Source organism: Arthrobacter sp. NPDC056493 (assembly GCF_042795115.1).
Classification (GTDB): Bacteria; Actinomycetota; Actinomycetes; order Actinomycetales; family Micrococcaceae; genus Arthrobacter.
Genome location: NZ_JBHTSL010000129.1, coordinates 1 through 1354 on the forward strand (window position 1 = coordinate 1; position 1354 = coordinate 1354).

1 rRNA gene is annotated in these 1354 nt (G+C 62.7%); it reads right to left on the reverse strand.

From position 1 onward, the window contains the following. Positions 1 to 982 precede the first annotated feature (982 nt). Positions 983 to 1099, reverse strand: a 5S ribosomal RNA gene (gene rrf / locus ACFQ50_RS24530). Positions 1100 to 1354 lie beyond the last annotated feature (255 nt).

The window sequence follows — 1354 nt, forward strand, 5'->3', positions numbered from 1 at the left end:
TGGCACACTATTGAGTTCTCAAACAACAGACACACCCGGCACCACCCAAACCAAACATTCAGGATCGCTCCGGAGCAACTTTTCAAACTTACCCGGTTTCTCTCCCCGACGCAAATCCTGTTCCCAGGACCCGCACCGGCAAACAAACCGGCCCCAGCCTCGACGGGACGCCACAAAAGCGAACCATTTTCCAGGCTATTTTGAAAGGGGATCCGCCGCCCGGTTCCCAACTCTTCGTTGGTCTCCCTCGCGGCGACTTAGGAAACATTACACCCACCCCACCATCAAAGCAACCCAGCCAAAAACGCGGCCAACGCGCCCGGAAACCCTTGAATTGCCGCGGTTTCCGGGCCCTCGAGGGCTGTCAGCGACGCCAACCAGGTCCGGATTAGTTTTATGCAGCGCATCACAGTCGAACATGTCCTCCGGGCCGGCAGCTGTTGCACCCCGCGCACCGGGCGTCCTCCCCCGGCTCAACCCGCACGTCCAGGCTGCGGGCCCGGCGCCGGCCGGCACGCCGCTTCCACGGACCATACCCTCCGAAAAGCACAGCCTCCACAAACCACAGTCCTCAACAGATCCGGCAGGCTGCCGTGGTGAAGTTCCTCACCGGAGCACCGCGGCTCAGCCTCCGGCACACACCCGGCCCGGTGGACCGGCCACGCCTGCCCGCGAGTGCCGGTCACGGCGCAGCAGCGGCGCCGGTGACGCCGCGAACCCCTCCTGCAGCTCCTTCTACGCCCCCAGACCCTGCTGCCCGCCCCAGGACAGCACCCGGGACACTGGTGCCACGGTGCCGGCGACGAGGCAATCCCTGCCGGTCAAACCCAGGACCCCCGGCGGTTCTTGAACGGCCCCGCGGCTTTTAAACGGCTCAGGCCCCGGACGGGTGCCTGTCGGGGCCTGGGGTGGAATGCGGCTAAGCCGGTGTTAAATGCGGGAGGACCCCAACCTGGTGGTTGGGGTCCTCGACCTAATGGTTGTCCGGCGGTGACCTACTCTCCCACACCCTCCCGGGTGCAGTACCATCGGCGCTGTGGGTCTTAGCTTCCGGGTTCGGAATGGGACCGGGCGTTTCCCCCACGCTATGACCGCCGTAACCCTGTTACCCGAACCCCCGCGTGGCGGGGGTGGGAAATCTTTGGTGGTTACAACAATGGTGGTGTTGTTATTCAGTTGAACGGTTTCCAGGCCAACGGGTTTGTTGGTTGGGAACCACATAGTGGACGCAAGCAGTCTTGTTTCTTTGTACCACCCCGTGGGTGCAAACGCTTTTGAATCCGTTTGCGGGGGTGGTGTGTGGTGTAAGTTATCGGCCTATTAGTACCGGTCAGCTTCACGAGTCGTTAGTCCT